The sequence below is a fragment of the Enterococcus sp. LJL98 genome, from assembly GCF_054871745.1.
Map to the genome: position 1 here is coordinate 1 of NZ_JBTXLU010000009.1, position 24,441 is coordinate 24,441.

Here is a 24,441-nt window from a genome sequence, read left to right on the forward strand (position 1 = left end):
CGGGGATAGCTTGGTAAATAAGAGAAACCGCTGTTAGTGAAGAAATAAGCTATCAAGTATGCTCTATTCCCAAGAAGCTCCCACTTCAAGCGTTAAGAACCTTCAGGTTTAGCTAAGTGGTGAGTAGTTCACTCCCAATACCCTTCATGTACTTTTGCTGCCGCAACTTCCAATTCAGGGAAGGGACCCAGGACTTGAATGTCTTTTTGACCTTGTTGAATCACGTCTCTAGAAGATAAACTGAAGGTTGGATTTTGGTCATTGCTACCGGTTAGTTCCAAGAGTTTCACTTCGGACATGGCGTAAACAATCTTTCCGATATTCGCCCAATAAATAGAGCCTGTACACATGACACAAGGTTCAGCCGTTGTATATAAGGTACAATCCCATAAAAATTCTTTTTCGTATTTTTGTGAAGCACGAGCGGCGAGTGTTGTCTCTGCATGACCGGTACAAATATGTTCGGTAATTTCAATGTTTTCTTGTTCTAATAAAATCTTTCCTGTTTTATCAACCAAGAGCGCACCAAATGGAGTGTTGCCATTTTTCCTTGCATTTTCTGAAATTTCAATACAACGTTGTAAATATTTTTGATGATTCATTTTCTTCCACCTTTTCCTGTTATTGATAACTATACAAATTTAATTTTCCCGAAAGATATTCCCCTAAATAAATCTCACTAATTTTATCAAAACCTTTTTCTTGAATACTAGCAAGTAACCATTCTTCGTCTCTTTTAATTAATTCTAACACGTCGTTATTGGCTTGACCATCTACGATAATCGGATAACGGATCATATCATCGCCATACTCAATAATCGTTAACTGACCATTTTGTTCCAACACTGCTTTTTTTACGGTTTCAATTTCGTAAATGCTATTTGCCCGAAGTTTAAACATTAAATCATTCGCTGAAATCCCTGAACGTAAGCATTCATTTACATCGACCTTCCCATTATGAATTAGCGTTTTGGGGCGGCCGTCAATCAAATTTTTAATGTTGGATAGGTTACATCGCGCTAGACAGTAAAAATAAGGTGTGTAAAATATAAAGAAACACATTAGAGGAATTTTTAACTTCAGAAAGAAAACTACGTCGAATATTTAACTAAAGGGTTTAAAAATCAAATCATTTAATTATATGATTCTGGGAAAAAGAGAAGCGATATTGTCAAAGAGTATGATTTAACCTCTTCTACTTTTGATAAATGGGGAAAACAAGCTAACACCTCTGGATCATTTTGAGAAAAAGATAATTTAACACCAAAAAAAAAAGAATGAATTCAATATTGATTTAATCGTGAAATTATTGGTTATTCTTGAGAAAAAAGATGCACATCTTGTAAAAAAAACCATTCAAAGCATTCCTTGCTCACTTCAAGATGTTGAATACTTCCATACCGATCGTGAAAAAGAATTTGATAATGAGCAAGAATCAGTTAGTTTCTGGTAGAGCGGCTTATTTTATTCAAAGTGAATACGCCTCTAAGAAAACCGTTTCGAGGAGACCCGTTGTCAAGGACAACTGGATATGGTGCCATAAATAGACCTTATCATTTCTGTCTAGAAAAGTATTGCCATTCCAACCTTACTAATTATTGATAAACAAAACCCCTCTACCAATCTGATTCGTATCGGTGGAGGGGTTTTGTTTTTTTGTCACTCTTTTTCAAAAATAACTATTTTTGACATAAAGTCCGTTGATTCAGCTAAATTCAATTCTGGGTGGTATTGCCCCGCAGCAGCAGTTGTTGTCACCCAACCGGCATGCATCAATTCCGCTCCCGAATAACTTTTCTTCTTAATATCTTTTTCAGGTTGATTCACCCAGAAATAATCACCGTTTTTATCTAAGCCTGTTAAGTATAGTCGCTTATAGGGACCATTGACCTCATTTAGTACTTGATACCAGCCGACAATGACTGTTTTCTCATCTTCTGAAACAACCATCCAAGCTGTCTCATTACTATCAAAAGGTGACAATAAGCGATAGAAATTCCCAAATTGAAAAACTCTACGATACTGTTTATACAACTGAATATTCTTTTTGATTTGTTGTTTTTCTTTAACACTCAAGGCTGCTAAATCAAGCTCATAGCCATACACGCCAAACATTGCAACATCATTGCGCATTTGTAAACTCGTTTTTCGATTTGTCTGATGGTTGGGAACAATTGAAACATGTGCTCCAATTGAAGACAATGGATAGATAAAACTTGTTCCATACTGAATCTTTAAGCGTTCAACAGCATCAGAACAATCGCTTGCCCAAGTCTGTGGGGCATAATAAAGCATTCCCAAATCAAAACGTCCACCACCCGAAGCACAAGATTCAAATAAGATTTCGGGAAAATCACTTCTTAAACGTTCATACAATTCATAAACTCCTAGCAGATAACGATGATTCAACTCTTTTTGTTGTTCTTTTGTTTTAAGTGCGTCAAAAACTTCTGAGTGACTTCGATTCATATCCCATTTAACGTAACGGATATTCGCATCTTTGAATGTTTGTGTCAACTGTTGATAAACCGCTTCTACGACTTCTGGACGTGAAAAATTTAAGACTAACTGATTGCGTCCTTCTCGTTGTCTTCTTTGCGGAAGATGAAATGCCCAATCAGGATGCTTACGATAAAAATCAGAATCAGAGTTGACCATTTCTGGTTCAATCCATACTCCAAATTGCAAGCCTAATTGGTTGACTTCTTTTGCCAATCCGGCAAGGCCACTTGGCAACTTTTTTTGATTGACCCACCAATCTCCTAATCCTTGATGGTCAGAATTTCGTTTCCCAAACCAGCCATCATCTAACACAAATAATTCAACCCCTAAATCCTGTGCTTCAGTTGCAAGTTGACGTAATTTTTCTTCAGTAAAATCAAAATAAGTTGCTTCCCAATTATTCAATAAAACAGGACGTTCTTTCTGTTTCCACGGACCACGAACAAGGTGTTGATTTGCAAATTGATGAAATTGCTGACTCATTGCATTCAGACCATTGGAAGAATAAATAAGTACCGCTTCTGGGCTATAGAAAATTTCTTCTGGTTTCAGTTGCCAGCTAAACGTTTCGGAATTCATTCCCATTTGTAAACGTGTCGTTTGATAAGTATCGACTTGTACTTGGGCGAGAAAATCACCTGAATAAACGAAAGCAACCCCAATTGCTTCACCTGAAAATTCTGTTGTTTCCGTTCGTTTAAGTGCTAAAAATGGATTATGATTATGACTACTATGCCCTCGATTCGAGGCAATACTTTGAATACCAGGGGATAGTTCTCTTTGATTTAGATGACGTTCTCGCCCCCAAGCACCATCTAGTTGTAACATTTGATAGCAACTATCAGGTAAGTCTAAATTCAAGGCCATCAATCGCTCAATTTGTAGTGTTTGCTTACCTTTATTATGGATAGACACATTTCTTGTGATGATTGCTTGACGTGAAAAGAGTGTATAACTCAAGATAATTTCGGCTTGCATCACCTGATCATAGCAATGAATTTGTAACGTTTGTCCTTCTGAGTCATCCTCTAAATAACTCGCTGGCAATCCTGGAATTGTTGGTTTACCCGGGAAAATTTTATGCTTCAAATATTGAAAATCACTTGATTGTGAACCATTTTCCTGGCAAATTTCAATGGCGATTTGTCGATAATCACTTGATCCTCGTTCAGGAAATTCTTGTTTTAAATGTTCATAAGAATAAAGAATTGATTCTTTCTTTTCACTCACTGCCATCGGACGGTTCGCATGTTCCACTAAGTAACGATAATCCACTTGTAAAGGAACAGGCTTGCCAAAATACAACTGAAGTAACTTCCCTAATGAATCAATTTGAATTACATAGCTTAGCCAATCGTTTGTTAGATGAAACGTTTGGCTTTCTTGATTCCATTCAATCGTTGCGTTCATTTTTCTCTCCTTTTATTTATTTAATCAAAATCCATTCATCATTTAGATCCTCATTATCTTCATAAGTCCATTGTATTATAAATGCATTTTCTTTTATTGAAGCATCTTTTACGGCTAAGCTCTTACCACTTAAAGAGGAAACAATTTTAAATGCTCCTTGAGTCGTTGGAATGATAAACCATTCCTGATTAGATTTTCCATGCCCCGTATATTGAATAATGGGATTACCATTTTGATTCACTCCTACGTCTTCTTTCAAATCAACAAATAATTGGTTTGCTTTATTTTGTAACGTATATCTCCCCAATTTTTTCCCTTCTAAAATCCAAGTTTGAGTTGCTAAATTTTGATTACTTGTTTGAATAAGTTGACTTTTCAGCTGATTATTTCCTGGAGTTGTTGATAAAACCATTCCACTTTTTTTATTCATTAGTTGATACTCTCCATCTTGAGGAATATCTAAAAAAGAACTATTATAATAAGTTCGAACGTAATCAATTAAGTATTTTTCTGGAAGGTATTTGTCATTTGGTTTTCCCAAATGACCTTCTAAACTCAGAACTAAATGACGAGATAGTTCAACAAAGGAACTAATGTTTGTTTCTTTTTCCCAAACTAGCTGTCTATCAAAATAAAAGCGTAATTTGTTTTCATTTCTTTCAAGTCCATATGTATGATACTCTTGACTCATATCTACTACCCCTGTATTCCAACTGTTTTTTCCTCGTTGAAAATGAATAGCTGGTTCTTGATCCCAGGTATGGAGTGTACTCGTCATATGCGTATAATTGAAGGTTTCCATCACATCAATTTCGGGGTTAGGATTCAAATACTTAGATAATGGTGAACTTTGTAACCAAATAGCACTTAAAATATTCGCTGACTTATTCAATACTTTTGCACGAACTTCTACATAAGTAGCACTTCCTGGAACATCAAATTTAGATTCAACTGCTCCTATTGTATAATTTTTTCCTCTATAATTTTCTTTTTTCGCCTCTATTACCATATTTCCTTCTAAAAGATAGACATTTTCATCTTTAAACGCCAAACTTGATGAGGTATCATACCAAATCCCTTTTTTCCATTTTGTTTCATCTAAATGACTCCCTAAAAATTCATCTGAAGCATCTGGTAAAAGAGTCCATCCTGTTGTCTCAGCATCAACCCTGATATTAATAAATAGAGATGCTATAATGAAAACTACACCTGCATAAAGTTTTTTATTCATCACTTTCCTCCTTTCTATCCCTTCACACCTGACGACATAATGCTCGCTTTTAGCTGTTTTGAAAATAAGAGTGTCACAATAATGACCGGCAAGATGGTCACAAAGGCGATTCCCATTAAAGCATTTTGTTTTGTACCGGCATTATTGGCAATATTATAGAGTGCCACATTCAATGTCCAACGGTCTTGTCTTTCTGTGACAAGCCACGCCCAGAAAAAGTCATTCCAATTCCCAAGAAAAGTTTGTAAAGCAATCATTGAAATAATCGGTTTTGATAACGGCATACAAATTTTTGAATAGAGGTAAAAATTTGAGGCACCATCTAAGCGTGCTGCTTCAAAAAAGGCACTTGGAATGCGGTCAAAAAATCCCTTAAACAAGAAAACGTAAAAACCATACGGATACAAGAACGGTAATAATAGTGCGGCATAGTTATTATAAGCACCCATGTCTTTATACATAATTAACTGTGGCAGCATGATACTGACAAATGGAATCATCATCGCCCCTAAAAAATACAATAACACCATCCGACCAGCTCGTGGACTTAATAAATGACTAATCACAAAGGCTGAAATAGAACATAGTAATGTTTGCGCGACAATAGCAAATGTAATGACAATGATTGTATTCAGCACAAAAACCATAAAGCCATATTTTGCGATTGTTGGATTCTTGCCATAAATGTATTTTGGCAATTTCATGTAATGAACAAAACTTTCAAGTAATAACCAGTTATTACGCTTTTGACTAACAGCAATCAACTCGCCATCGGTCTTAAATTTTTCAGTCAGAACCGGATAAACTTTATCAAATGTGTCTTTTTGCAAACTATCTGGCGCTGTAACATCTTTTAAGCCATTCGCATCAAAGATATAACCTAATTGATTCGCTGCTTTTTCTGTACGATTTTTATAACGAATCGTCTGATTTTTTAAAACAACACCTTTAAAGACACCATAATCTTTTTCCATCTGAAGTTGTACTTGATGAACGCGACTTGAAAAAATCGTCTTTCCGTCTTTCACACCATAAAATCGTGTTTCAAAGATCGATTCACGATTTAATTTTGTGTAAATACCAAATAGGCTACTAATCATATCGGTCTGAATCAACGACTCCAATTCGTCATTACTCATCATTCCGACTTGGCTGTAATCAACGACCAAACTAAGTGATTGAGCCGCTTCTGGTAGTAATCTTGGCGGCGAATCGTAAATTCTTGCATTGTCTTTCATCGCGTTGCTCACTGTTAATGCAAAAGGAAATAAGATGACAATAGCCGATAAAATCGTAATAATGATTGCCGTTACTTTTAATGATTTATCACTACCAGTTAATTGAAATTCTTTCTTTTTCATCTCTTACTCCTCCCCTGCTTTTTCAAAATGCATTTGAATGGCTGTTACGACAAGTGCCACGACCATTAGAATAACGGAAGCCGCCGATCCTCGACCATAATTGTAATCTTTATTAAAGGCATTATAGATATAAATCCCTTGCGTTGTTGACGCACCACTTGGCCCACCTGCTGTAAACATATACGGCGCATCCAATAATTGAATGGAAGCCGCGATTGCGATAACTAATTGAATGAAGACGATAAATCGAATATTTGGTAAAATAATATACCAAATTCGTTTCCAACCCGTACAGCCATCGAGTGCAGCTGATTCAATCACATCTTCTGAGATATTTTGAATTGCTGACAAGTAAAGAAGCACACCGACTCCTCCACCAATTATCCCTGGAAAAATAATACAAAACTTGACAAGTGCAGGATCACTTAACCATAATTGTGGCTGCCCACCAAAAAATTTAACAATTTGATTGGCAACTCCATAATCAGGATGCCATACCCAACGCCAAATAATGACGTTAATCGTCGTAGGAATTAAGACTGGCAAAACATATAACGTTGAAACAATGCCTTTCATCCGTGCTAATTCATTTAAAAAAAGGGCTTGAAAAATCGGAATTAAAAAGGTCATTGAAATTTGGAGCAGTAGAAAAACTGCCGTGTTTTGCCATGCTTCCCAGTAGTATTGTGTCCCAAACATGGTTTGATAATTTTTTAATCCGACAAAAATTCCTGGCTTATGGATCGGATCATAGTCAAAAAATGAAATATAAATTGCTTTCAAAATCGGATAGTATTTTAACCATAAAGTAAATAGCATCGGTACGGTCAAAATAAACCACGGTGTCATCTTTTGACGCCAAAAATATCCGAAGTATTTTTGTTCGTGCATGTTCTTCATCTCCTTGTTTTCTTCGTTATCTCTATTCTAAAGAGAATGCAAGATAAAGCGAGAGTAAATCTTAATCCCTTGGTGCCCTATTATTAACTTATCTTTGTTCAAAAGAAGATTAAAAATAAAAAGGTTAAATTTGCCTCTCAATAAGGTAAAATTAATGTACTTACATTTTAAAATATTACTCGTACAATAAAGGTGCACATCATTTCAATAAAAAAGGAGAATGGATTATGGGAAACAAAACAAAATGGTTTGCTTCATTGTTAGGAATTGCACTAACTTCTAGTTTACTTGTGGGCTGTGGTTCAAGTGAGAACAAAACCGTTTCTACAGATAAACCAGAAGAAAACATGAGTGAATCAAAAGCAAATGACAAGGAAAAAGTCGAACTAACAGTTTGGCAAACGAGTCGAAATGTAGATGAATTTGCGGACGAACAAGAAAAAGAGTTTTTGGAGGAACATCCTTGGATTACTTTGAATAAAGTTGTCAAAGAAGGAGATCCTGGGAATGAATTTTATCAAGCAGTGGCAGCTGGAACCGCTCCAGATTTTATCGAAGCTTCCTTTACCGTAATGGACAAGTTTATTAGTGCCGGGATTGCTGAATCACTTAACCCGTATTTAGATAAATGGGAAGATACAAAAGCACTTGACACCGCTTATTTAGACATGTTTAAAAAAAACGACAACTACTACGGCTTACCAATTCAAGTAAATCCGATGCTATTTGGTTACAATAAGAAATTACTCAATGAACAAGAAATTGAGACTGTTCCTACGACTTGGGAAGAAGCACTTGAGGTAGCTAAAAAAGTCAATAACCCTGATAAGCAGATTACAGGCTATGCCACGTTAACTGCTGAATGGACAGATTGGTTCTTCCAATATTACGTTTGGCAAGCTGGTGGCGATTTAACACAACAAAATCCAGATGGAACTGCAACTTTAACATTCACTGATCCAGCTGTCATTAAAGCTGCCAATTACTACCAAGAATTAGCAAAAAATAAAGTTTTACAAAGTGACCGTACATTAAAATTTGGTGACCTCTTAACACAATTTAGTCAAGATAAAATTTCGTTAATGCCGTTTGCGACAGACTGGGTAGTCGACGTTTCAAATAACGGTATGGACATTGACAACTTAGGTCTCGCACTTCCACCTGCTGGCCCTGCTGGAAAACAAACAACGGCGATTGCTGGAACAACCTACGTCATCAATGCTAAAACAGACCAAGCGAAAAAAGATGCAGCTTGGGAGTACATTAGCTGGTACTCAAGTAAAGAACAACGCAGCGCTCACTATGAAAACCTTGCAAGTAAAGGTTCTATCGCTCCTGTAATGATTCCTCGTACGGATATGAAAATCACAGACTTTGCAGAGTTTCCAGAAGAGTATAATGCAGTCTTGGATGCAGTTAGTGAAAATGGTCGTTTAGAATTTTACGGAAAAGCAGACTTTGGTACTTATGTGGATCGTGCTGTTCAAGCCATTTTAGCCAATCCTAATGCCGATGCCGAAAAAGAATTTGCTGCAGCACAAGAACTAGCCGAAAAAGAAGCTCTTCCAGGTTTTAATGAAGCAAATTTTATTGAATAATTCACAATTTCCCCTTTTTTAAATACTAAAAAAGCCAAACAAAGACAGATTCCAAGGAGGTTTTGTCTTTATTTGGCTTTTTTGAAGAAATTAATTTAGATAAAAGTATTTATTAAGCGCTTTATTTACTTTATACTCTTCTTATAATGATTTTTTATCTTTTAAATTCTATTGTAAAATTCTAAAAAATCTTTCGAGGTGCTTTAAATGATTACTTTTTTCCGTAAACAATTTAAATACTGGGTTCGTACAATTCGAAAAATGACTATTTTTCCAAGACTCTTTCTTTTTTTTAGTGCCTTATTAATTATCCCAACAGTCTTTATTACTTTTTTTAATCAGTATTACTATGGAAAACAAGCACAAAGTGAACATACTCGTTATTCTTCCATACTCGTTCAAAATGCCAGTTATAAAGTCGAGGAACAACTCGCCAATTACGAAAAAATTATGTTACGACTTTTAAGCGATCAGGCTGTTTTAAATGCTGTAAAAGAAAATCAATCCCTCATACAAGGTGGAACTCTTGAAGATTCTGAACAACTAACACAATTCAAAAAGAAAGAAGATTTTCTCTTATCCACACTTACACAACATCAAAAGCAAAGTAGTGGTATCAAGGCCTTACTTCTTTTAACAGAAGATACACAGTATGGCGTAGCTAAATATGATGGTGAATTCAATCAAACAATCACTATTCCCAATCGAAGTGCCTTTAAAACAAGTCAACTTTATCAAAAGACCGTCAAGGCGAATGGTTATCCTGTCTGGTTAGACTCTACTAGTGAGACGAGTCAATATTTTTTCGAGTCGACCAATGAAACAATTGGAATTATTGGTTGTATCACTCTTAGCTATCAAATCAAAGACTCTTTCTCAAAAGAGCCAATTGGGATGGTTATCGCTTGTATTTATCCGACTTACTTTTCACAATTATTAAAAGAATTTTCTGGTTCTACAAATGGTAATACGTTTATTTTAGGCAATCAAGGGTTATTAGAGGGGATTAACTCTTCTTTTTTGTCTCCTCCTTTTCCAAACGATACCAAAAACTTTAAAAAAATGATTTTTAACACACGTGAAGGAAGCATGACACTCAACAATGGACAGGAAAAAATACTTGTTAACTATCTAGGTAAAGTTTCTTCTCCCTTTTATCTTGTAAACTTGACCTACAAAAAACAAGTTTTTGCTCAGATTAATCAAATTCGTAATACAAATCTAGCCATTCTTTTTTTGTTTTTACTTATTGGTCTCTTTGGCTTCTATCTTGTTTCTTCTAGTGTATCAAGACCGGTTAAGAAACTAATTGCTACTACCAAAAAAGTGGGTGAAGGTGATTTTTCTGTGAGTTACCGACCAAAGTCACAAGATGAAATTGGGCAACTTTGTATCGCTTTTGACGATATGGTGATTCAAACAAGAACGCTGATCAATCAAGTCTATCTCTCTGAAATTAAAGAAAAAAACGCCCAGTTAAGTGAAAAATCCGCCCAACTTGATGCACTACAAATGCAAATTAGTCCACATTTTTTGTACAATACCTTGGATATGATTCGTTGGCAAGCCCTTTACGACTCTGATGGACAAGGGAAATCACCTGAAATGATTGAGAAATTTTGCCAACTACTGCGAATGATGACAAAAGGGAGCCAAAACAAAGAAACCATTGAAGAAAGTATCCAGAGCGCCCAAGTTTATCTTGATGTCATGAATTATCGTTACCTTAATAAAATCAAGTTCAAAGTTGATGGATTGGCAACTGTTTCTACCTACCTTATCCCTTGCTTTACAATCCAACCCATTATTGAAAACACCATTAAACATGCCTTTCCAGATAAAGAAGAATCGGAGAAATCGATTCATATTTCTTTTAAAGAACATGAGAACCAAACATTACAAATCGCGATCCGTGATAACGGTGTTGGATTTGATGCAAGTAAGTTAGCTGAAATTGAAGCGAATTTAAATCAAAATGAGATGGGGAAAAATAATATTGGTTTAAAAAACGTAAACCAACGTTGCAAGTTATACTACGGGGATGAATATGGGCTACAACTATTTTCCTCTAAATCAACCGGAACTTGCATACTACTAACTATTCCAATTGAACGAAGGGAGAAAATTGATGTATAAAGTTTTATTGGTCGATGATGAAGAATTTGTCCTACAAGGTTTACAGCGATTTGTTGAATGGGAAAAACACCACTTTGAAGTCATTGCAGGTGTGACGAGTGTTGCGCGTGCGCTAATTGTTTTAGAAGAACAATCAATTGACTTGATTATTACCGATATTCAAATACCCGTTCAAAATGGACTAGACCTTTTAGAAGTACTGACTGTTGAGTACCCTCAAGTTAAAACAATGATTCTTTCAAGCCACAGTGATTTTTCCTACGCCCAAACGGCAATGCGGCTTGGTGCACTCGATTACTTGACGAAACCCGTTCATTTCCCAGCGATTCATGAACGTCTGGCAAAAATTGGTCAGCAGTTGGAAGAAGAACAAGCTGCAATCCAGCGAAAGAATAGCCAAATACTTACCCCTTTAATGATTATGAACTATATTAATGGTTATGATTCCAATTATCCACTGTTAAATGGACAAACTGCATACTTGTTACATCTTTCATCTGAGTTTTCTCTAGAAATCGAACAACTAAAAAAAGAAGTAGCTACTTTGATTGTCCAGCAAGCTATTTTCGTGCCTTATACTCAAAAAGAATGCTTTTTATTACTCATTTCAGCTGAAATTACGTTGAATTGGCAAGAATTCATCCAACACGCCTCATTGTTTTGCCAACAAAATCAACTATTTGTTGGCATTTCAAAAAAGCTTTCCGATGGAAAATCACTAAAAAAAGCGAGCATCCAAGCGAGAAAGGCTGCGAATTATCAAAAAATCCGCCACAATTATCAACCACTTTTTTACCAACAAATTGAAGAACTGTTCGTCGAGGCCAATACGAACCAAGAGCAATGGATTCAACAATTTATTGAATCTTTCGTCACAAATTCGTCCTTAGATTCTATTGTGCAACAGCTTCAACATTTTATGGCGGATATTTCCCAGAGCCATTCCTTTACCTTGGATCTTTGTCATCAATTCGGGACTAACTTACTTCTCGAATTACAGATGCTTCGCCATCGTCTTTTCCCAGCAATGGAACAAACACACCATAAGTTTAGTCAGTTTCTCTTTCAAATTTATCAAGAAACAGACTTTTTTCGAATTGAGTCACTTTTATTAAAGTTTATTGAAGAATTATTTAATGAGCTACGACAAGCTCAATCTCAAAAAATGGAAGGTGAACTGATTACACAAATTAAGAATTACTTGGCTATCCACTTTATGGAGAATATTAGTTTACAAATTTTATCTGAGCATTTTTTTGTCACTACTGTCTACTTAAGTCGTTTATTCAAACAAAAAACTGGACAAAATTTTATTGACTATCTCACTCAGCTGCGTCTGGAGCATGCGAAAAAACTTCTTCGCCAATCGAATTTAAAAATTTATCAAATTGCAGAACAAGTTGGTTATGATAACTCACGGTATTTCACTCGCCTCTTTAAAGAAACAGTTGGGGTCACCCCCACCGAGTTCCGAAAATCTCAATCAATGTCTCACGATAAAGAAATAGAAATCTTACTTTAACAAGTAGGATTTCTATTTCTTTATCCTATCGACTGCTTAAAACGGCTCTATACTTTCTAGTGTTGGTAGAAACTTACCAGCACTTTTTTTGTGCATATAACTAAACAGACACCTTGAAATCCGTTAGAATAAAGTCGTCGAAAACCAAACTAAAGGAGTGTTCAAGATGTCCAGTACTCATTTTATCAGAGAAATCCTAGATATTCTAGACTTTAATATTACTTTTCCTACAAATGAGGCTACCGATGGCCTAGGTATCTATTCAAAAGAAGCTTATAAAGGGGAAATATGTCATGTTTTCAATGGTGTCCTTTCTTATCAGTCACAGGCTTGTTTAAAACGCAGAGAGAAAAACAGAAAATCCTTAATTAAGTGGGGATTCAAAACAGTAATGACTCAATTAAACAAGGTTTCAGAATATAAAACATACCTCCGTCTAAAAAAGCAGCGATTCAAATGTAAATGCTGCGATCAAACTTTTACTGCAGAATCAACTTTAACTCGTTTTAACTGCTCAATCTCCAATCGAGTGAAGTTAAAAATCGCTACAATGTTAGAAGATAACGTATCGATGACTTATATCGCCAAACAAATCGGTGTGGCTACAATGACTGTCTTAAGAGTTCTTAGATATTTTTATCAGCCCAGATTACCAGAAAAGCAAGAGCTTCCAAAGGTTCTTTGTTTTGATGAATTTAAATCAGGCGCTTTTACCGAAGGCGCAATGAGCCGTATTCTAATGGACGGTGAATACACGTGGTTATTAGATATCTTGGAAGATCGACGAAAAGTAAAACTTGAAGCTTATTTTCAACGATATTCCTTGAACGATCGAAACCAAGTAAAAATCGTTGTTACTGACTTTTATGCTCCTTATATTTCTTTAACAAAAGAACTTTTTCCTGAAGCGAAAGTATTAATTGATCGATTTCATATTGTTCAACTAATCGGAAAGTCCTTTCAAAGTCGTCGAATTGTGATTATGAAGCGATTTTCTCCGTCTAACAAACGACATAAACACTTAAAAAAATATTGGAAATTGCTTCAAAAGAAAAATAGAGACTTAGACTGGGAAAAACGTTATTGGCGCCCTTCCTTTGCCCTTCCTTTAAGTAAGGATCACTTGACTCAAACTGAAATAAACGTTGTAAATATTTTTGATGATTCATTTTCTTCCACCTTTTCCTGTTATTGATAACTATACAAATTTAATTTTCCCGAAAGATATTCCCCTAAATAAATCTCACTAATTTTATCAAAACCTTTTTCTTGAATACTAGCAAGTAACCATTCTTCGTCTCTTTTAATTAATTCTAACACGTCGTTATTGGCTTGACCATCTACGATAATCGGATAACGGATCATATCATCGCCATACTCAATAATCGTTAACTGACCATTTTGTTCCAACACTGCTTTTTTTACGGTTTCAATTTCGTAAATGCTATTTGCCCGTAGTTTAAACATTAAATCATTCGCTGAAATCCCTGAACGTAAGCATTCATTTACATCGACCTTCCCATTATGAATCAGCGTTTTGGGGCGGCCGTCAATCAAATTCTTAATGTGTCGATTGTGTTCTTTCGCAAATTTCAAAGACAAAACTAAAATCGTCCAAATCAATAGAACTAAAATAAATTGCAAAATTGAAATCGAATCGCTATAGATAATCCCACCAATAATTCCACCTAAGACATAGTTTTGAATTTGATCCATGGCAGAGGTTGGTGCCAGATTTGCTTTGCCTAATAAATTAATTTGGAGTACCAAGCACATAATTCCTAAAGCAAGTTTTAAGATAATTGGGCTATAAAATGACATTTTCTTCCTCCTTATTCAACGAGATGAATCGTTGGATTTAGTAAATACGTCCGTTCAAGCATATAGGTATTTCGCTCATTACTTAAAATCGTTCGGTAGTATTCGTCAGCAATTTTCACAATGACGCCATCACGTAATTGTGTGGCATTGACATAAATATCACTGGTTTGAAGTTGATTTTCTGCTGCGACTTGTTCCACAAAATTTACCATTTGTGATGACTCTGAATGCCGATTTTGACTGCCCTTGTATTCGGAATATTGTACGCCAGATAAAAATAATAATAACAAAAAGACTAAAAGACTTAAGTCTCGATATTTCTTTTGAATTTGATGGCGTAAATAAAAACTAAAGACTATAACAAAAACAAAGAGTACGCTAAAGATAAAAATGTATTTGATAAAATCATTGATCCCTGACTGCGCTTCTAGATAGCCAATTCCATAAAAATCCATGCCGTCTCGCTCCTTTTCATAAAATAAAGTTCTTTATTTTCTATTTTACCATGTTTTTAAAAAAGGGCGTTTTTTTATTTTTCATTTTAAGCACAAATAAAAAAATACCCCATTCCTAAGAATGAGGTAGATGTGCCATTATTTCGCCAAAGCATCTTTCGCTTGGTCTGCTAATGAAGTAAATGCAGCTGCATCATGTACTGCTAAGTCAGCTAACATTTTGCGGTTGATATCAATTTCTGCCAATTTCAATCCGTGCATTAATTTTGAATAGCTTAGGCCGTTCATACGAGCTGCAGCGTTAATACGTGCAATCCATAATTTACGGAAATCGCGTTTCTTTTGACGACGATCGCGGTATGCGTAGCTATATGATTTCATTACTTGTTCTTTTGCTGTTTTAAATAAAGTATGTTTCGACCCGTAGTAACCTTTTGCTAATTTAAGCACTTTTTTACGACGTTGACGAGTTACTGCTCCACCTTTAACACGTGCCATGTTTAATTCCTCCTAAATATAAATAAATCTTCTCTTGATTTTTTTGATTTGTTTAAAGCTTGATTAAACTCAATTATTTCATGCGAGTTAATAATTGACGAATGCGTTTGTAATCGCCTTTTGAAACCATGCTCGCTTTACGTAATTGACGGCGTTGTTTCTTTGTTTTACCGTGGAAACGGTGGCTTGTGAACGCACGGAATCTCTTTAATCCGCCTGAACCAGTACGTTTAACGCGTTTTGCTAATCCGCGGTGTGTTTTTTGTTTTGGCATAACTAATTTCCTCCTCAAAATCTTTCATTAATCTGACTATTTCACTCATTTTTTGAGTGAGCCGCTATTTACTTGTCGCCTTTTGGAGCGAGCACTAAGAACATGCTGCGTCCATCCATTTTCGCTTTTTGTTCAACCGTTGCAATATCTGTTGTTTCTTCCGCCAAGCGATCCAAGACTTTCTGACCAATTTCTTTATGGGTAATGGCACGTCCTTTAAAACGAATAGAAGCTTTTACTTTATCGCCTTTTTCAAGGAACTTACGTGCATTGCGAAGTTTTGTTTCGAAATCATGAACATCAATCGTTGGACTTAAGCGAACTTCTTTAACGTTAATCACTTTTTGTTTCTTACGGGCATCTCTTTCACGCTTTTGCATGTCAAAGCGATGTTTTCCGTAGTCCATAATACGTGCAACTGGCGGGTTGGCATTTGGGGCAACCAAGACAACATCTAAGTTTGCTTTTTCAGCAAGGCTTAATGCTTCTGCCTTTGATTTTACTCCAAGTTGTTCACCATCTTGATCAATCAATCGTAATTCGCGAGCACGAATGCCGTCGTTTACCATCATATCTTTTGCTATGGTCATTCACCTCCAAGTTTTTTGCGAGAAAGAAAGCCACTTTAGCTTGGAAATACAAAAAAACGAGTTCTATATCAGAACCCGCGCGTACTCCAGCCTAGTCTAGTCTGAAATCCTATTCTGCCCAGCGATACAATCCCTCAGGCGAGAAGCGGGTGCTCCTTCTTTCATTTCTCAACTACAATAGTATAGCATCTTATTGCAGTCGAGTCAATGTTTTCTTTCATGTTTTTTTCAGTTTCTTTTCTTCGTAAAGAAAACCAGCTTGTGCTAAACTCAACATAACTCTACGTTAAATGAAAGGAGAAATTCCCATGCACGTTCCTGCCAACTCGATTGAAGAACTGATCCATACGAGTCCCCACGAAGAGATGTTTCTGACGCTCGATCATTGGATGCAAGAAACGTTCCCGCAACTTGAGCGACGCTTAATTCAAAGCGAGACTATTACCCTCATTGGTTACGGCCACCTTGCCAATGCCGAAAAAGGCGATGTTTACGACTCTTTAATTGGTCTTGCACCACAAAAAAATAATCTTTCCTTCTATATAGGAGGAAAAAAGCACGGCCAACCAATTTTACGTTCTTATGAAACACACTTCGCAAAATCAAATATTGGGAAAATTTGTTTGCGTTTCAGAAATGTAAAGAAAATTGATTTTGAAGTCCTAGAGGCCATCGTCAATGACAGTATCGCTTGGAACGAAGCGCAAAAAAACAACGTCGAAGCTTAATTGCCTTCGACGTTGTTTGCTTTATCCGATTATTCTGCAGCAGCCGCCGCTTTGTTAATGTAGTTATATGGTTGGTTGTAGTGAGGTAAGAAGAATAAGTCTAATAATGCTAACTCATCAATCGTTACTTGTTTCGCAATTGCTAATGAGAACATGTGAATTGCCATACCAATCTCTGAAGTTGTTGAAGACATTTGAGCCCCAACAATACGACGTGTTTTTGCATCGTAAACGATCCGTGTTTTCACGTTGTCATTATTTTTCATGAAGGCTGGTTTTTGTGTATCTTCAATATCTGTATATTTCACGTCTAAACCAAAACGTGGCGCAGATAAAACAGAGTAACCTGTTGATACCATGTGTAAGTCAAAAATTGTAATCCCGTTTGAGCCTTGCACTCCTGGTGATTCAATTTTGTTTCCACCAATGTTTTCTCCTGCAACTAAACCACTGCGAACCGCGTTACTTGCTAAAGCGATGTAAGCTGTATCTTGTAAGGAGTTTGAGAAGACTGTTGCACAATCCCCTACAGCGTAAACGTCTGGATCACTTGTTTGTTGATGACGATCGACTAAGTACGCGCCATTAACAAATTTTTCTAGATGGTCTTTCCCAAGTTCACTATTTGGACGGAAACCAATCGCATTGATGACCACATCCACTTCGTAGACACCTTTTGCTGTGACAACCGCTTCTACTTTATCCGTTCCACGGTATTCCTCCACTAACTCCCCTAAGTGAAGTTCAATGCCGTTATCCGCTAAGTTTTTGTCCATGTCATCTGTAAACCATTTGTCGTAGTAGTTTGGTAACGAACGATCGGCTGCATCAAATAATAATACATTTTTTCCACGACGTTTTGCTGCTTCTGCAATTTCCACACCAATGTAGCCTGCACCAATCACTGCTACATTTTTCACGTCTTCTTGATCTAATAATTGATCGATCATTTGACCTTCATGGAATTTTTTCATGAACTGGATATTTTTCAAGTCATGCCCTGGAACTTTCGGAGCGATTGGTAAAGAACCGGTTGCTAAAACAAGTTTATCATAGCTTTCATCCCATTCTTTGCCATCTGCAGATACACAATGAACCGTCTTGTTTGCGTAGTCAACATCAGTGACATCTGTTGACATATGGATTGTTGCACCTTTCGCTTGAAACTCTTCACTATCTGTATAAAATAGCCCATCGTACGCTTCAATTTGACGACCTACCCAAAGAGCAGTTCCACAGCTTAAGTAGCTAATATGGTCTGTTTTTTCAATTAAAACGACTTCTTGGTTTTCAAATTTATCTAAAAGTGTATTGGCTGCGGCAATCCCTGCGTGGTTTGAACCGATAATTACTGTTTTTGTCATTGTTTGTTCCTCCTCTTAATTTACAAACTTAGTATACCTAGCATGTGAATTGAGAAACTATCAAGTTTTTTTACACAAGAGAAATAATTGAGAGTTTCGTTGCAAACCCTGTTATAATCACGATTCACGTCAATCTATTTCTTTTATTTTTATAGTTTGTGAAAATACATTCATTAAGAAAAAATTAAAAAAAGGAAACAGCTTATTCCTTGCTGTCTCCTTTTATCTTGTCGTCACTCGCTTCTTTAATTAAATAAATCGGACGTTTTTTTGTTTCTAAGAAAATTTTTCCAATATAGTTTCCGATAATACCTAAACACATCAACTGAACGCCTCCGACAAAAAGCATCATCGAAACCATCGATGGCCAACCACTCGTTGGATCACCAAAAACTAATGTTCGAATGACGATAATCAGTAGTGCCAACCCAGACCCGATACAAGAGATTGCACCAATCCAAGAGGCGAATTTCAATGGGACTTCTGAAAAATTGACCACACCATCCAAAGAATATTTCAGCAAGCTAAAAAAGGACCACGAAGTTTCGCCTGCCACTCTTTCTCGATTTTCATAAGATAGATATTCTGTTTCAAAACCAACCCAACTAAAAATACCTTTTGAGAATCGGTTATATTCTGAAACTTCCAAAATACCATCTACCATCTGACGTGTCATTAAACGAAAGTCTCTAGCTCCATCCACCATCTTCGTTTCACTAAATCGATTAATCATCTTATAAAATAGCCGCGAGAAGAAACTTCGGATGACAGGTTCTCCTCGACGATCTTTTCGTCGGGTACCAACACAGTCAATTGGCTTTGTTTCGATCATTTCAATCATTTGCGGGAGTAGCTCTGGTGGATCTTGTAAATCTGCATCCATGACCGTCACCAAATCTCCTTTTGCATGCTGTAAGCCTGCATAAAGGGCTGCTTCTTTACCAAAATTCCGTGAAAACGAAAGGTAACGAACCGTTTCAGGCCGAGCAAGGTGCCACTTTTTCAATTCAGCTAAAGTCCCGTCTTTTGATCCATCATTAACAAAAATATACTCGACTTTTTGTGGGTGTCCTTGCATCACCCGTTCCACTGCTTCGATAAACAATTCGATCGTGGCTTCTTCATTATAACAAGGAACTACAATTGATAGCATGAGAACCCTCTCTTCTTCTTTTTGACTTCTGTTCCTTATTATACTCTTTTTTACCAATTAACGTCCGTTTTTTTTTACAATGCTCGACCCACTTTTTTGAACCCGCACTCTTTTTCTACGAGAAACACCTTTGTTTGTGACAATTGTGTTAATTTTTGTTAGCATTCTACTTAAAAATGAAGACTTAGGCTTAACGAATGCCACTTTATCTAGTAATATGGATAAGGATATGATAACAAGCAATTGAGAAAGAGGACAGAAATGGAGAATCAAGGCATTGGTCATGCGACAGGAAAAATTATTTTAATGGGTGAACATGCAGTGGTTTATGGCGAACCCGCCATTGCCTTTCCTTTCACAGGAACAGGCGTGACCTGCACTTTTGTTTCATCGTCTCCTTCATTTTTGACTTCAAGTCATTATGAAGGCTATTTAGCAACGGCTCCTCCTGAATTGCGAGTGATTCAAAAATTGACAGATAAGTTAAAAGAAGACTTTCAACAAGGGGACTTCCACCTAACAATTGACAGCACGATTCCTTCCGCTCGCGGAATGGGCTCAAGTGCGGCCGTAGCAGTCGCCATTACGCGCGCCTTCTTTCACTGGATACAACAAGAACTTTCTGCGAAAACATTATTAACCTACGTTGATTATTCGGAAAGCATCGCCCATGGCAATCCAAGTGGCATCGACGCTGCAACGACTAGCGGGCACCAGCCTATTTATTTCGAGAAAGGAAAAGCATTTCTATCCTTTCCCTTAAATATTGACGCTTACTTAATTGTTGCCGATACCGGTATAAAAGGTCGCACACGTGAAGCCGTGGCCGCTGTGAAAGAGTTGCTTCAGCAGCAACCGCAAAAGACAAAGGATTCGATCAAACAGCTGGGAAGATTAACGAAGCAAGCCAAACTGGCAATCACTTCCAACCAGCCCCAGCAACTTGGAGCAGCCATGACTGCCGCACAAAAAATCTTAAGAGCCTTAACCGTCAGCAATGAACGTTTGGATGCACTCATCACTCTTGCCTTACAAAACGGAGCTTTAGGTGCAAAATTAACTGGCGGTGGTCGCGGCGGTTGCTTTTTGGTTTTATGCAAAGATGTACACGATGCACAGATAATTCAAACACAATTAAAAAACGCCGGGGTGAAAGACACCTGGATGCAAGGATTAGGAGTATATGAACATGTATAAAGGAGCGGCACGCGCTTACACAAATATCGCTTTAATCAAATATTGGGGAAAGGCCGACAAGGAGCTCATCCTGCCAATGAACAATAGCCTCTCGTTGACATTGGACGCCTTTTATACAGAAACAACGGTCACATTTTCTAAAACTTTAGAAAAAGACACCTTTTATTTAGATGGCGTCTTGCAAGATGAAAAAAGCACCCAAAAAGTTCAGCATTTTCTTAACTTGGTGCGGACTCGCGCCCAAAAAGAATGGTTTGCAACCGTGGAAAGTCAAAATTTTGTCCCGACAGCTGCCGGTCTAGCTTCTTCAGCTAGTGGTTTAGCTGCATTAGCGGGTGCTTGTAACGCTGCCTTACAGCTTAATTTATCTGACGAAGAACTCTCACGTCTGGCACGCCGCGGCTCAGGTTCTGCTTGTCGCAGTATCTTCGGTGGATTTGTTGAGTGGGAAAAGGGACATGATGATGCCACTTCTTTCGCAAAAATCGTCCCTTCGCAACAATGGGAAGAAGAACTGGCGATGATTTTTATTTTAATAAATGATCAGAAAAAAGACGTTTCCAGTCGCGATGGCATGGAACGAACCGTGGCAACATCGGTCTTTTATGATGGTTGGCTACAAACAAGTCCACTCGACTTACAAACTGCTAAAGGGGCCATTGCTGCCCAAGATTTCGAAAAATTAGGGGCCGTTACTGAAGCAAACGGATTAAAGATGCATGGCACCACCCTCGGAGCTAACCCACCCTTTACCTATTGGTCTCCTGAAAGTTTAAAAGCGATGAATCTCGTACGGCAAATCCGGCAAGAAGGACTCCCTTGTTACTTTACCATGGATGCAGGACCAAACGTTAAAGTGCTATGTCAAAAAAACAATGTTGCTGCTATTTTGACTGCACTCGAAAAAGAATTTCCAAAAGCAAGCCTCACTTGTGCTTATAGCGGACCTGGGATTCAAATCTTAGAAACGGAAGTGAACCAATGATTGAAGTAAGTGCCCCCGGCAAATTATATATCGCTGGAGAATACGCAGTCGTCGAACCTGGTCACCCAGCAATTATTGTTGCGGTCGATCAATTTATTACGGTGACGATTGAATCGGCAACTAAAAATGGCAGTATCCAGTCACAACAATACAGCGACTTGCCGATTCGTTGGACCCGTAAAAAAGGCGTGCTTGTGCTTGATCACCGCGAGAATCCTTTTCATTATATTCTAGAAGCCATCCGCCTAACAGAGCAATATGCGCGGGAAAAAGGACAGCTTCTTTCTTTCTATCACTTAAAAGTCAAAAGTGAACTCGATAATTCCAACGGTCGAAAGTATGGACTTGGTTCTAGCGGCGCCGTCACAGTTGCAACGGTAAAAGCCTTAAATGTCTTTTACGATTTAAAAATGGATACTTTAACCCAATTTAAAATTGCGGCTTTGGCTCATTTAGCAGTTCAAGGAAATGGCTCTTGCGGCGACATCGCAGCGAGCTGTTATGGCGGTTGGCTCGCTTTTTCAACTTTTGATAGCACTTGGGTAAAAGACAAACAACAGCAATGGTCTTTAGCCCAATTACTGGCAGCAGATTGGCCGATGCTTTCAATCCAACCACTTGAAGTGCCTAAAAACTTGCGACTCTTAATTGGATGGACAGGTAGCCCTGCGTCCACTTCTGACTTGGTCGACCAGGTACACCAATCAAAAGAAGACAAAAAAGACACTGCTTTAGCTTACCAGCAATTTCTGATGGAAAGCCAACGTTGCGTCGAAGAAATGATTACCGGCTTCACGACAAAAAACATCGCGGTCATCAAACGAATGATTCAAAAAAATCGTCAACTATTAGCCAATCTTGCGCATCTAACGGGTGTGACAATTGAAACACCTGCTTTGAAAGAACTCTGTGATTTAGCCGAAAAGTGTGGCGGTGCTGCAAAGTCTTCTGGTGCCGGTGGAGGAGACTGTGGCATCGTTATCGCCGATAAGAAAACAGGGATCCTTCCATTAATGACCATGTGGGAAAAAGCTGAAATCACTCCTTTACCCTTACATGTTTACCATTATCAAGGAGGTCGAAAAAACGAATGAACCGTAAAGACGAACACGTTTCTTTAGCCAAAGCCTTTCATAAACAAAAAAACAATTCATTTGATGACGTGCGCATTATTCATCAATCTTTGCCTCAAAGTTCTTATTTCCAGGCGAACATTGAAACCGAGCTTTTTGGTCAAAAACTAACTTCTCCCTTTTTTATTAATGCCATGACTGGCGGGAGTGAAAAAACAAGGCACATCAATCAACAGCTCGCGATGATTGCCAAGGAAACGGACTTAATGCTCGCGACCGGTTCGGTTTCAGCTGCTTTAAAAGATCCGAGCTTGGCGGACTCTTTTAAAATCGTGCGACAAGAGTTTCCTGATGGGATCTTACTCGCAAATATTGGTGCCGGGAGCTCTCTTGAGCAAGCCCAACGTGCAGTCGATCTATTCCAGGCAAATGCCTTACAAATTCATTTGAACGCCCCCCAAGAGCTAGTGATGCCTGAAGGAGATCGAGACTTCACGGATTGGTTAACCCTAATTGAAGAAATCACGAACCACCTTGATGTGCCCGTCATCGTCAAAGAAGTTGGCTTTGGGATGACGCGTCAAACCATCCAACAACTCTTAGATGTAGGTGTTAAAAGTATTGATATTGCAGGTAGCGGGGGGACTAGTTTCACCCAAATTGAAAATGCGCGACGCAAGAAACGCGAATTCACCTATTTAAATGATTTCGGTATTACCACCGTTGAATCCCTTCTTGAAGCCAATGAGGTGCCCGTTCCCTTTGAATTAATTGCTTCTGGAAGTATCCGTAACGCTTATGATATATTTAAAGCCTTATGTTTTGGTGCGAAATCAGTCGGTTTATCCGCAAGTTTGTTAAATCATCTTCTCGTGAATGATTTAACCGATACCATCGCTTTGGTCAAGCAATGGCAACAAGAACTCTTAGCTTTGTATACACTTGTTGGAGCCAAACAAACCAACGATTTAAAACAAGTTCCCCTCTTATTCACCGGGCAAACGAAAACTTGGTGTGAAGCACGCGCCATCGATTTCACTCGCTATAGCCAACGCTAAAAAAAGTTTCGACTACTCCTTTTGTAAGAGCAGTCGAAACTTTTTTATTTTTTTCCAAAGAGCCTTTTGAAAAGCCCGTTTTTGACTGGCGTTTGTGCTGGAACAGCGCTTGTCGCTACCTGGAATCCCTTTTCTTTAAACAGCCTTTGAAAGGTTAAGTTATCTTGCAAATTCATGCCATTTAGTTCTAGAACGCCTTGCAAACTTCCAATGAGACGACGTAACTCCCCTTCACTTAAGTCAAAAAATTCACTGCTAGCCTCACGTGCCTCGATGTCTTCCAATTGTGTAATCAACGCTCTCAACCATTTATTTTGATCAGAGAGCGCCCCTGATATTTCTGACACCTCTAAAACTGAAAGCATCGTAGAAGGCATAAAATCCGTTAGAATTCGTAAACTATCTGCATAGTCTCTTAAATCAAACACAAAAGCTTGCAATCTTTCATCACTCATTACTTCTTTTTGCATTGATAGACGTTCTTGCAAGTGCAATAAGTCGCCTTGCGAATTGACTAATGCTTGTACCGTCTCCATGATTGCCATTGATCATCCGTCCTTTATTGGTTACTCTTTCTTCCTAGTC

At 37.7% G+C, this 24,441-nt stretch carries 22 protein-coding genes and 2 pseudogenes; 10 read left to right on the forward strand and 14 right to left on the reverse strand.

The annotated features are described in order from the left end of the window. Positions 1 to 128: 128 nt before the first annotated feature. Both ACYSNO_RS08065 and ACYSNO_RS08070 read right to left on the reverse strand, forming a co-directional pair. Positions 129 to 602, reverse strand: coding sequence for a nucleoside deaminase (locus tag ACYSNO_RS08065; protein WP_461730567.1), 474 nt, complete (start codon positions 600 to 602; stop codon positions 129 to 131). Between the two features lie 19 nt (positions 603 to 621). Continuing rightward, a pseudogene (locus ACYSNO_RS08070) lies at positions 622 to 999 on the reverse strand (DUF421 domain-containing protein); the annotation flags it as partial. Between the two features lie 294 nt (positions 1,000 to 1,293). Between ACYSNO_RS08070 and ACYSNO_RS08075 the strand changes: the two are divergent. Then, positions 1,294 to 1,429 (forward strand): annotated as a pseudogene (locus tag ACYSNO_RS08075) (IS3 family transposase); the annotation flags it as partial. Between the two features lie 230 nt (positions 1,430 to 1,659). Here the strand turns inward: ACYSNO_RS08075 and ACYSNO_RS08080 are convergent. Genes ACYSNO_RS08080 through ACYSNO_RS08095 form a run of 4 tightly spaced genes read right to left on the reverse strand, consistent with a single transcriptional unit; the run spans position 1,660 to position 7,395 of the window. Continuing rightward, positions 1,660 to 3,912, reverse strand: a complete 2,253-nt coding sequence (locus ACYSNO_RS08080) for an alpha-galactosidase (protein ID WP_461730568.1) — start codon at positions 3,910 to 3,912, stop codon at positions 1,660 to 1,662. 16 nt (positions 3,913 to 3,928) lie between these two features. Continuing rightward, entirely contained in the window at positions 3,929 to 5,143 is a 1,215-nt protein-coding gene (locus ACYSNO_RS08085; protein WP_461730569.1) for an RICIN domain-containing protein, read from the reverse strand. A 14-nt stretch (positions 5,144 to 5,157) separates the two neighbouring features. Beyond that, the gene (locus ACYSNO_RS08090; protein WP_461730570.1) at positions 5,158 to 6,504 is read right to left on the reverse strand and encodes a carbohydrate ABC transporter permease; all 1,347 of its coding nucleotides are present in this window, start codon (positions 6,502 to 6,504) and stop codon (positions 5,158 to 5,160) included. A gap of 3 nt (positions 6,505 to 6,507) precedes the next feature. Beyond that, the gene (locus tag ACYSNO_RS08095; protein WP_461730571.1) at positions 6,508 to 7,395 is read right to left on the reverse strand and encodes a carbohydrate ABC transporter permease; all 888 of its coding nucleotides are present in this window, start codon (positions 7,393 to 7,395) and stop codon (positions 6,508 to 6,510) included. Between the two features lie 236 nt (positions 7,396 to 7,631). Here ACYSNO_RS08095 and ACYSNO_RS08100 point away from each other — a divergent pair, with 236 nt between their 5' ends. The 4 genes from ACYSNO_RS08100 to ACYSNO_RS08115 all read left to right on the forward strand — a co-directional run bounded on the left by ACYSNO_RS08100 (position 7,632) and on the right by ACYSNO_RS08115 (position 13,855). After that, the gene (locus tag ACYSNO_RS08100; protein ID WP_461730572.1) at positions 7,632 to 9,002 is read left to right on the forward strand and encodes an extracellular solute-binding protein; all 1,371 of its coding nucleotides are present in this window, start codon (positions 7,632 to 7,634) and stop codon (positions 9,000 to 9,002) included. Between the two features lie 207 nt (positions 9,003 to 9,209). Further along, a complete protein-coding gene (locus ACYSNO_RS08105; protein WP_461730573.1) occupies positions 9,210 to 11,138 on the forward strand; it encodes a cache domain-containing sensor histidine kinase in 1,929 nt (642 codons plus the stop codon). Next, positions 11,131 to 12,660 carry a response regulator gene (locus tag ACYSNO_RS08110; RefSeq protein WP_461730574.1) on the forward strand — a complete coding sequence of 510 codons (1,530 nt, stop codon included), beginning with the start codon at positions 11,131 to 11,133 and terminating at the stop codon, positions 12,658 to 12,660. The genes ACYSNO_RS08105 and ACYSNO_RS08110 overlap by 8 nt, the downstream gene beginning before the upstream one ends. 166 nt (positions 12,661 to 12,826) lie before the next feature. After that, entirely contained in the window at positions 12,827 to 13,855 is a 1,029-nt protein-coding gene (locus ACYSNO_RS08115) for an ISL3 family transposase (RefSeq protein WP_461730575.1), read from the forward strand. Here the strand turns inward: ACYSNO_RS08115 and ACYSNO_RS08120 are convergent. The 5 genes from ACYSNO_RS08120 to infC form a co-directional block, all read right to left on the reverse strand. Then, entirely contained in the window at positions 13,849 to 14,481 is a 633-nt protein-coding gene (locus ACYSNO_RS08120) for a DUF421 domain-containing protein (RefSeq protein WP_461730576.1), read from the reverse strand. The two genes, ACYSNO_RS08115 and ACYSNO_RS08120, sit on opposite strands and share 7 nt — an antisense overlap. A gap of 11 nt (positions 14,482 to 14,492) precedes the next feature. Then, complete coding sequence (locus ACYSNO_RS08125; protein ID WP_461730577.1) at positions 14,493 to 14,936, reverse strand: DUF3290 domain-containing protein; 444 nt, start codon at positions 14,934 to 14,936, stop codon at positions 14,493 to 14,495. Between the two features lie 138 nt (positions 14,937 to 15,074). Continuing rightward, complete coding sequence (gene rplT / locus ACYSNO_RS08130) at positions 15,075 to 15,434, reverse strand: 50S ribosomal protein L20 (protein ID WP_461730578.1); 360 nt, start codon at positions 15,432 to 15,434, stop codon at positions 15,075 to 15,077. Between the two features lie 73 nt (positions 15,435 to 15,507). After that, positions 15,508 to 15,708, reverse strand: a complete 201-nt coding sequence (gene rpmI / locus ACYSNO_RS08135; RefSeq protein WP_461730579.1) for a 50S ribosomal protein L35 — start codon at positions 15,706 to 15,708, stop codon at positions 15,508 to 15,510. Positions 15,709 to 15,776: 68 nt separating this feature from the next. After that, the gene (infC, locus tag ACYSNO_RS08140; RefSeq protein WP_461730580.1) at positions 15,777 to 16,298 is read right to left on the reverse strand and encodes a translation initiation factor IF-3; all 522 of its coding nucleotides are present in this window, start codon (positions 16,296 to 16,298) and stop codon (positions 15,777 to 15,779) included. Between the two features lie 308 nt (positions 16,299 to 16,606). Here infC and ACYSNO_RS08145 point away from each other — a divergent pair, with 308 nt between their 5' ends. Beyond that, positions 16,607 to 17,026 (forward strand): DUF1801 domain-containing protein, encoded by a 420-nt coding sequence (locus ACYSNO_RS08145; protein ID WP_461730581.1) that lies wholly within the window; start codon positions 16,607 to 16,609, stop codon positions 17,024 to 17,026. 29 nt (positions 17,027 to 17,055) lie between these two features. Here ACYSNO_RS08145 and nox read toward each other — a convergent pair whose 3' ends face one another. Together nox and ACYSNO_RS08155 are read right to left on the reverse strand one after the other, a co-directional pair. Further along, positions 17,056 to 18,390: a H2O-forming NADH oxidase gene (nox, locus tag ACYSNO_RS08150; RefSeq protein WP_461730582.1), complete on the reverse strand. Its 1,335-nt coding sequence runs from the start codon at positions 18,388 to 18,390 to the stop codon at positions 17,056 to 17,058. A gap of 202 nt (positions 18,391 to 18,592) precedes the next feature. Beyond that, positions 18,593 to 19,543, reverse strand: coding sequence for a glycosyltransferase family 2 protein (locus ACYSNO_RS08155; protein ID WP_461730583.1), 951 nt, complete (start codon positions 19,541 to 19,543; stop codon positions 18,593 to 18,595). A gap of 261 nt (positions 19,544 to 19,804) precedes the next feature. On the opposite strand from ACYSNO_RS08155, the gene mvk reads away from it, so the two are divergent. The 4 genes from mvk to fni are packed head-to-tail and all read left to right on the forward strand — an operon-like array spanning position 19,805 to position 23,856. Continuing rightward, positions 19,805 to 20,740: a mevalonate kinase gene (mvk, locus tag ACYSNO_RS08160; RefSeq protein WP_461730584.1), complete on the forward strand. Its 936-nt coding sequence runs from the start codon at positions 19,805 to 19,807 to the stop codon at positions 20,738 to 20,740. Then, a complete protein-coding gene (gene mvaD / locus ACYSNO_RS08165) occupies positions 20,733 to 21,725 on the forward strand; it encodes a diphosphomevalonate decarboxylase (protein WP_461730585.1) in 993 nt (330 codons plus the stop codon). The genes mvk and mvaD overlap by 8 nt, the downstream gene beginning before the upstream one ends. Continuing rightward, complete coding sequence (locus ACYSNO_RS08170; protein WP_461730586.1) at positions 21,722 to 22,819, forward strand: phosphomevalonate kinase; 1,098 nt, start codon at positions 21,722 to 21,724, stop codon at positions 22,817 to 22,819. The genes mvaD and ACYSNO_RS08170 overlap by 4 nt, the downstream gene beginning before the upstream one ends. Next, on the forward strand, positions 22,816 to 23,856 hold the full coding sequence (fni, locus tag ACYSNO_RS08175; RefSeq protein WP_461730587.1) for a type 2 isopentenyl-diphosphate Delta-isomerase: 1,041 nt from the start codon (positions 22,816 to 22,818) through the stop codon (positions 23,854 to 23,856). The genes ACYSNO_RS08170 and fni overlap by 4 nt, the downstream gene beginning before the upstream one ends. Positions 23,857 to 23,900: 44 nt before the next feature. Here the strand turns inward: fni and ACYSNO_RS08180 are convergent, their stop codons facing one another. After that, entirely contained in the window at positions 23,901 to 24,401 is a 501-nt protein-coding gene (locus ACYSNO_RS08180; RefSeq protein ID WP_461730588.1) for a hypothetical protein, read from the reverse strand. Positions 24,402 to 24,441 lie beyond the last annotated feature (40 nt).

Coding starts and splice junctions, on each gene's coding strand:
- ACYSNO_RS08065 (WP_461730567.1), bottom strand. CDS start 602: ATGAATCATCAAAAATATTTACAACGTTGTATTGAAATTTCAGAAAAT.
- ACYSNO_RS08080 (WP_461730568.1), bottom strand. CDS start 3,912: ATGAACGCAACGATTGAATGGAATCAAGAAAGCCAAACGTTTCATCTA.
- ACYSNO_RS08085 (WP_461730569.1), bottom strand. CDS start 5,143: ATGAATAAAAAACTTTATGCAGGTGTAGTTTTCATTATAGCATCTCTA.
- ACYSNO_RS08090 (WP_461730570.1), bottom strand. CDS start 6,504: ATGAAAAAGAAAGAATTTCAATTAACTGGTAGTGATAAATCATTAAAA.
- ACYSNO_RS08095 (WP_461730571.1), bottom strand. CDS start 7,395: ATGCACGAACAAAAATACTTCGGATATTTTTGGCGTCAAAAGATGACA.
- ACYSNO_RS08100 (WP_461730572.1), top strand. CDS start 7,632: ATGGGAAACAAAACAAAATGGTTTGCTTCATTGTTAGGAATTGCACTA.
- ACYSNO_RS08105 (WP_461730573.1), top strand. CDS start 9,210: ATGATTACTTTTTTCCGTAAACAATTTAAATACTGGGTTCGTACAATT.
- ACYSNO_RS08110 (WP_461730574.1), top strand. CDS start 11,131: ATGTATAAAGTTTTATTGGTCGATGATGAAGAATTTGTCCTACAAGGT.
- ACYSNO_RS08115 (WP_461730575.1), top strand. CDS start 12,827: ATGTCCAGTACTCATTTTATCAGAGAAATCCTAGATATTCTAGACTTT.
- ACYSNO_RS08120 (WP_461730576.1), bottom strand. CDS start 14,481: ATGTCATTTTATAGCCCAATTATCTTAAAACTTGCTTTAGGAATTATG.
- ACYSNO_RS08125 (WP_461730577.1), bottom strand. CDS start 14,936: ATGGATTTTTATGGAATTGGCTATCTAGAAGCGCAGTCAGGGATCAAT.
- rplT (WP_461730578.1), bottom strand. CDS start 15,434: ATGGCACGTGTTAAAGGTGGAGCAGTAACTCGTCAACGTCGTAAAAAA.
- rpmI (WP_461730579.1), bottom strand. CDS start 15,708: ATGCCAAAACAAAAAACACACCGCGGATTAGCAAAACGCGTTAAACGT.
- infC (WP_461730580.1), bottom strand. CDS start 16,298: ATGACCATAGCAAAAGATATGATGGTAAACGACGGCATTCGTGCTCGC.
- ACYSNO_RS08145 (WP_461730581.1), top strand. CDS start 16,607: ATGCACGTTCCTGCCAACTCGATTGAAGAACTGATCCATACGAGTCCC.
- nox (WP_461730582.1), bottom strand. CDS start 18,390: ATGACAAAAACAGTAATTATCGGTTCAAACCACGCAGGGATTGCCGCA.
- ACYSNO_RS08155 (WP_461730583.1), bottom strand. CDS start 19,543: ATGCTATCAATTGTAGTTCCTTGTTATAATGAAGAAGCCACGATCGAA.
- mvk (WP_461730584.1), top strand. CDS start 19,805: ATGGAGAATCAAGGCATTGGTCATGCGACAGGAAAAATTATTTTAATG.
- mvaD (WP_461730585.1), top strand. CDS start 20,733: ATGTATAAAGGAGCGGCACGCGCTTACACAAATATCGCTTTAATCAAA.
- ACYSNO_RS08170 (WP_461730586.1), top strand. CDS start 21,722: ATGATTGAAGTAAGTGCCCCCGGCAAATTATATATCGCTGGAGAATAC.
- fni (WP_461730587.1), top strand. CDS start 22,816: ATGAACCGTAAAGACGAACACGTTTCTTTAGCCAAAGCCTTTCATAAA.
- ACYSNO_RS08180 (WP_461730588.1), bottom strand. CDS start 24,401: ATGGCAATCATGGAGACGGTACAAGCATTAGTCAATTCGCAAGGCGAC.